Here is a 6,478-nt window from a genome sequence, read left to right on the forward strand (position 1 = left end):
CACCGCCACCCGTCAGGCGCCTCCCCCACCCGAACGGAGACCGTTCCATGTCCCTCACTCCGGCCGGCCATGCCTCCGGCGAGGCCCCCTCGCCTCATGTCTCGCCAGAACTGCGAGCCCGCGTCCCGCTGCTCGAACCTCCCGGCTGGGCCGTTGCCCAGCGTGCCCTGTTCGACCTGCTCGACCATGCCTGGCGGCGCTTCGCCCGCGACTTCACCGGCCCCGACGGGCGGCTGAGATACGGCGGCGAGCTCACCACCCGCGACGGCGTGGACGACTTCTACGAGGTGTTCTTCAACTGGCCGCAGCTGTACCTCCTCGGCGGTGCCGACGACCTGCTGCCCGCCAGCGAGAGGCACTGGGAGGGAGTGACCCGGCAGCTGACCGAACTGGGCATGCTGAAGGACGAGTACGAGCGCGGCTACGACTGGTTCCACCAGGGCGAGAGCCTGCTGCTGCTCTACTTCCTGTGCATGGCCGCCCCCGAGCGATGGGCCGAACGCGCCCTGCGGTTCGCCGAGTTGTACGTCGACCCCGCGAAGGGCAACTACGACGCCGAGCGGCGCATCATCACCCGCCCGCACAACGGCAGCGATCCCGACCGCACCGGCCTGTTCGAGGGCGACGTCTACCCCTGGCTCCTCAAGGAGGCGGAGACCTACGGCTTCCCGCTCGACTGGATCCTGCCGGCCGACGCGCCGGACCACCCTCTCTCCGAGGATCCCCGGCTCGGCCGGGAGATGCGCGATCGGATGGGGAAGGGCGACACGGCCGTCAACCTCGCCGCCGCCGGGCTGGTCCTCAACGCGTGGATCCTGTCCGGCGAGGACCGCTACCGCGACTGGATCACCGAGTACGTCGGCGCGTGGCGCGAGCGGGCGGAGGCCAACGGCGGGGTACTGCCCGACAACGTGGACCCGGACGGCGTGGTCGGCGGCCTCCTGGAGGGCCGCTGGTACGGCGGCCACTACGGCTGGTCCTGGCCGCACGGCTGGCACAGCGTGGGGCACGCGGCATGCGTGGCGGCGCTCGCCGCCGCCACGGTGACCGGCGACGACGGCTTCCTGGACATGGTCACGACCACCTTCGAAACCGTCGTCGACAACGGCAAGGTGATGGCCTTCACCGATTCCGACTCCAGCCTGCCGTCGAAGTGGCAGGCACAGCTCGGCCCGGACGACATCGGCACACCGACCCTGCACGTCCCGTTCCGCAGGAACGACACGGGGTGGTTCGACTACAACCCGGTCACCCCCGCCGTACCGGTGGCTCTGTGGCACCACACTGCCTCCGAGTGCGACCGGGCGCGGCTGGAGAAGCTGCGTGAGGCCTCCGGCATCGACTGGCGAACAGTTCGCTCCTACCGGGCCAAGGAGGAATCGGGTCACGAGGAAGCCTGGTTCGCCTTCCTCGCCGGTGACGACCCGGACTACCCGGAGCGGATCCTCGCCGCGGCCCAGGCGCAGGTACGCCACCGGCTGGCCCGCATGGAGCGCTACCGCGACCTGGACGTGCCGGAGGCTGACATCCACCTGTGGCAGCAGTCGAACCCGGTGGCGACCGAGGCCCTGGTCCAGCTGACCTGGGGCGGCCCGCAGGTCCTCTACAACGGCGGTCTGCAGCAGGCACGGGTGCGGTACCACGACGCCGACGCCGGCCGGCCGGGTCTGCCGCCGGAGGTCGCGGCCCTGGTCACCTCCATCGCTCCCGAGGCCACCACCGTCGAACTGGTCAACCTCTCCCCCGGGTCCGCCCGCACGGTCGTCGTCCAGGCCGGCGCCTTCGCCGAGCACACGATCCGATCGGTGCGCTACACCACCTGTCAGGACGACGGCTGGGTCGGTGACATGTACGACTACGGCCACGGGGAACCGGTCGTCACCGAAGCCGAGGCCGCCGTCGACGGCAGTCTGCTCGTGGTCGTCCTGCCCGCGTCCACCCGCATACGGCTGACACTCCGCCTGGACCTGCGCACGCACCGGCCCAGCTACGGCTCCCCCTTCGCCACCGACCACCCCGGGACCGCCGCCGAGGCATCCGCCGTCGAGACGGGAACCGAGGAGGACGCGCGATGAGGAGGATCGCCCAGACCATCAGGCTCCGGCCGGAACGCCGGGCGGAGTACCTCGCGCTGCACTCCGCCGTATGGCCCGGAGTCGAGGCGGCGCTGCACCGCGCTCACATCCGCAACTACAGCATCTTCCTCCACCAGGATGTCCTCTTCGCCTACTTCGAGTACGACGGCGAGGACTTCGAGGCGGACATGGCGTCGATCGCCGCCGACCCCGAGACCCAGGAGTGGTGGAAGCTGACCGATCCGTGCCAGGAGGCCTGGCCGGACCGGGGCACCGGGGGTCAGTGGTCGGACATACCGGAGATCTGGCACCTGAGGGATCACGGTTCCGACGGCCCCGCTTGAGGCGTGGACGCGTACGGGCCCCTCCGTCACGCGCCACGCTGTCCAGGTAAGGAGAAACATCGGATGAGACCCGCACGGCTCATCACAGGACTGGTCCAGGTCCTGATGATGGCGACGGCTGTCGTACTGCCCGCACAGGCGGCACAGGCGGCGCCCGACACCACCTTCTACGTCGACCCCTCGGGCGGCAGCGACCACAACCCGGGCACCCGGGTGTCCAAGCCCTTCAAGACGATCCAGCGGGCCCGCGCCGCGGTGCGCGCGGTCAACTCCCACATGTCCGGGGACATCACCGTCTATCTGCGCGGAGGCACCTACCGGCTGTCCAAGCCGGTCCGCTTCTCGACGCGGGACTCGGGGACCAACGGCCACGACGTGATCTGGAAGGCCTACGGCTCCGAGACCCCGGTCGTCACGAGCGGCAAGCGCATCACGGGCTGGACCCCGGCCGGCCAGGGCCAGTACAAGGCGTCGGTCGGTTCCCTGGACTTCCGTCAGCTGTACGTCGACGGCGTGGACGCCACCCGGGCCCGCTACCCGGACATCGGCTCCAACTTCCAGCTCCAGGCCAGTGACAAGCAGAACCAGGTCCTCAAGGTCCTCAGCTCGCAGATAGCCGACTGGAAGCACCTCGACCGGGTCGAGATGGTGCTGCAGTTGCAGTGGGCGGAGAACTACCTGCGGCTGAAGTCCTTCACGAACGACAACGGCATGGCGAGCGTGTCGATCCAGGACCCTGAGGCGGGCATCCTCTTCAAACGCCCCTACCCCCTGCTGAACAACGGCTCCCCGCTGCACTTCGAGAACGCGCGGGAGTTCATCACCCAGCCGGGCGAGTTCTACCTGGACCGCGACACGCACACGGTGTACTACCTGCCCCGTGCGGGGGAGGTCATGCAGAAGGCTTCGGTACAGGTCCCGACCCTGCAGACGCTCTTCGACATCAAGGGCCAAAGTCTTGACTCCCCCGTCCACGACCTCCAGTTCTCCGGGATCACCTTCGCCCAGACCAACTGGACCGAGGCGAGCCGGAACGGACTGCTGAACGCGCAGGGCGGCAACTACAACATCTCCGCCGACACCAGCAACAACCAGTACGTCAACCGCCCGCCCGCCGGCGTCCAGGCCTCGAACGCCGACCGCCTGTCCTTCACCGGCAACACCTTCACGCAGATGGGCTCCACCGCCCTCGACCTGCACCACGGCGTCCACGACTCCACCGTCACCGGCAACATCGTCACCGACGTCGCCGGCAACGGCATCACCCTCGGCAAGTTCTCCGACCCCACCGTCGAATACCACACCGTCTACAACCCGCCCACCTCACCGGCCGGCGAAGACGCACGCGAAGTGGTCAAGGGCATCACGGTCACCGACAACCTGATCAACCGGACCGGCCAGGACTACCTCGGCACCGCCGGCATCAACGCCGGCTTCGTCAACAGCACCACCATCGACCACAACGACATCTCCGACTCCCCCTGGGCCGGAATCTCCCTCGGCTGGGGCTGGCAGTCCGCCGCCAACGCCGAAGGCGCCAACTCCGTCAGCCACAACCGCATCGGCAACACCGTCAACCAGCTCTGCGACACCGCCGGCATCTACCACCTCTCCAACGACCCCGGCACCGTCATCAACGAGAACTACATCCACGACGTCGTGCGCTCCCCCACCGCGTGCCCCGGGTCGGCCGTCTCCGGCATCTACCTGGACGAAGGCTCCAACAACATGACCGTCGCCAACAACGTCCTCTCGCGCACCGACGGCTTCATCCAGCGCAACGCCAACGGCTCCAACGTCACCCTCAGCGGCAACACCACCACCGGAACCTCCGTCATCCAGGCCTCCGGACTCCAACCCGCCTACCAGGGGCTGCTCGCGAAGACCAACCTCGCCTACGGCAAGGCCACCAGCTCCTCCAGCGACTACAGCTCCGCCTGGACCGCCGACCGGGCCAACGACAACAACCCGGCGACGGGCTGGTCCCCCACCTCCGGCGACTCCTCCGCCTGGTGGCAGGTCGACCTCGGCAAGGCCTACGCCCTGGGCCAGTACTCCCTCACCACACGGCAGGACATCGACCAGCCGGCCACCCGCGTCAACTTCGAGGTCCGCGGCTCCAACGACCCCGCCTTCGGCAGTTACACCGTCCTTGGCCGCCAGGACGACACAGCCGTGCCCTACACGGGAACGCTGACAGCCAAGATCGACGTGCGGCAGAAGTTCCGCTACATCCGGGTCGCCAAGACCGACGGCGGCTACTTCTTCATCGGTGACCTCAGCGTGCAGCGGGCAGACGGCGCACTGGACGGGTCCGCGGCCACGCCGGCCTTCGACCCGTCGACCAACTACACGATCAAGAACGTGAACAGCGGCCTGCTGGCCGAGGTCTACAACAGCTCCACCGCCGACGGTGGAACCGTGGACCAGTGGGCGGGCAACTCGGGGACCAACCAGCAGTGGAACATCGTCCGCGTCAGCGGCAACCTCTTCAAGATCGTCAACCACAACAGCGGCAAGGTCCTCGACGTCTACTTCAAGTCGCACAACAAGGGGGCGTCCCTGGTCCAGTGGACCTACAACGCCGGCAACAACCAGCTCTGGTACTTCGAACCGAGCGGCAACGGCTACGTCATCCGCAACTTCGAGACCAAGCAGGCCATCGAGGTGTACAACAACTCGACGAGCAACGGCGCGGGCCTCGACCAGTGGATGGCCCTGAACCAGACCAACCAGCTCTGGACCATCCAGTGACACACCCCGCGTGACCTCGGCAGCTCCGCTGCGACCGGTATGCCACACCGACCGGTCGCAGCGGTGGCCGGTCCGGTCCACCTGAGCCGAACCAAGAGCCACCCCCTCTCCCTCGTCCCTCCCGCACTTCCGTGGAGATCCTGTGTCCGGCCCCCCTCCCCCCGCCCTGGTCGACGCCCACCACCATGTCTGGGACCTCTCCCACCGCCCGCAACCCTGGCTGGAGGAGGCCGGACTCGCACCGATCCGTCGTTCCTTCAGCGCGGACGACCTGCGCGTCCAGGCCACGCGTCCGATCGCGGGACGCAGCCTGACGACCACCGTGGTCGTGCAGTGCACGGCCTCCGTACCCGAGACGCAGGACCTCCTCGCCCTGGCCGACGAGCATCCCCTGATCGGCGCCGTCGTCGGCTGGGCGGACCTCACCACCCTCTCGATCGGGGACATCCTCGACGCCCTGCTCGCCGGACCGGGTGGCGCGTATCTGCGGTCGCTACGCCACCTCGTCCAGGCGGAGACCGACCCCGGGTGGCTGCAACGTCCCGACGTGACCCGGGGTCTGCGCGCGGTCGAACAACGGGGACTCGCCTACGACATCCTCGTGCGAGCGCACCAACTGCCTTCCGCCGTGCGACTCGCCGAGCGCCATCCGGAACTGCGGCTGGTGCTGGACCATGCCGGCAAACCGCCCCTGGCGGAGGGAGACCTGGCCGACTGGGAGAAACACCTGCGGCGCCTCGCCGCCCATCCTCTCGTGATGTGCAAGGTGTCCGGTCTCGCCACCGAGGCCGACCACACCACCTGGTCGTCCCGGGACATCCGGCCGGTGTGGGACACACTGCTCTCCGCGTTCGGCCCCGAGCGGCTCATGTTCGGTTCGGACTGGCCGCTGTGTCTGCTCACCGGCGGTTGGAACCGCTGGGCCGGTGCTGTGGCGGAGCTACTGGCGGGATTCTCCGCCGCCGAGTCCGAGTCGGTCCTCTCGGGTTCCGCCACCGCCTTCTACCGCATCTGAACCATCGAAGGAGTTCCTTTCATGACAAGCGCTCTTGCTGTTCGTTATGTGTCTGCTCGTGTGTTGGAGGCGGCTGTGGTGGAGGGGGTGCCGCCGGGGCGGGGGGAGGTGGTGCTGGCTCCGGCGTTTGTGGGGATCTGTGGGACGGATCTGCATATCTTCCACGGGGACATGGATGCGCGGGTGGGTGCGCCGGCGGTGTTGGGGCATGAGATGGCGGGCCGGATCGTGGCGGTCGGGGAGGGCGTGGAGGGCTGGCAGCCGGGCGATGCGGTGACGGTGATGCCCTT

Annotated in this window: 5 protein-coding genes; all 5 read left to right on the forward strand. The window is 68.5% G+C overall.

The genetic code is table 11. The features are described 5' to 3' along the window. Nucleotides 1-47: 47 nt before the first annotated feature. Nucleotides 48-2,075 (forward strand): hypothetical protein, encoded by a 2,028-nt coding sequence (locus ABZ880_RS52875; protein ID WP_361278825.1) that lies wholly within the window; start codon nucleotides 48-50, stop codon nucleotides 2,073-2,075. Then, on the forward strand, nucleotides 2,072-2,419 hold the full coding sequence (locus ABZ880_RS52880; protein WP_361278827.1) for an L-rhamnose mutarotase: 348 nt from the start codon (nucleotides 2,072-2,074) through the stop codon (nucleotides 2,417-2,419). The genes ABZ880_RS52875 and ABZ880_RS52880 overlap by 4 nt, the downstream gene beginning before the upstream one ends. A gap of 63 nt (nucleotides 2,420-2,482) precedes the next feature. After that, entirely contained in the window at nucleotides 2,483-5,173 is a 2,691-nt protein-coding gene (locus ABZ880_RS52885) for an RICIN domain-containing protein (RefSeq protein ID WP_361278829.1), read from the forward strand. Nucleotides 5,174-5,315: 142 nt separating this feature from the next. Continuing rightward, nucleotides 5,316-6,188 carry an amidohydrolase family protein gene (locus ABZ880_RS52890; RefSeq protein ID WP_361278831.1) on the forward strand — a complete coding sequence of 291 codons (873 nt, stop codon included), beginning with the start codon at nucleotides 5,316-5,318 and terminating at the stop codon, nucleotides 6,186-6,188. 21 nt (nucleotides 6,189-6,209) lie between these two features. Next, nucleotides 6,210-6,478: alcohol dehydrogenase catalytic domain-containing protein (locus tag ABZ880_RS52895; RefSeq protein ID WP_361278833.1), on the forward strand; the 269-nt coding region annotated here is incomplete at its 3' end.

It is taken from the genome of Streptomyces sp. NPDC047043, from assembly GCF_040644055.1.
Classification (GTDB): domain Bacteria; phylum Actinomycetota; class Actinomycetes; order Streptomycetales; family Streptomycetaceae; genus Streptomyces.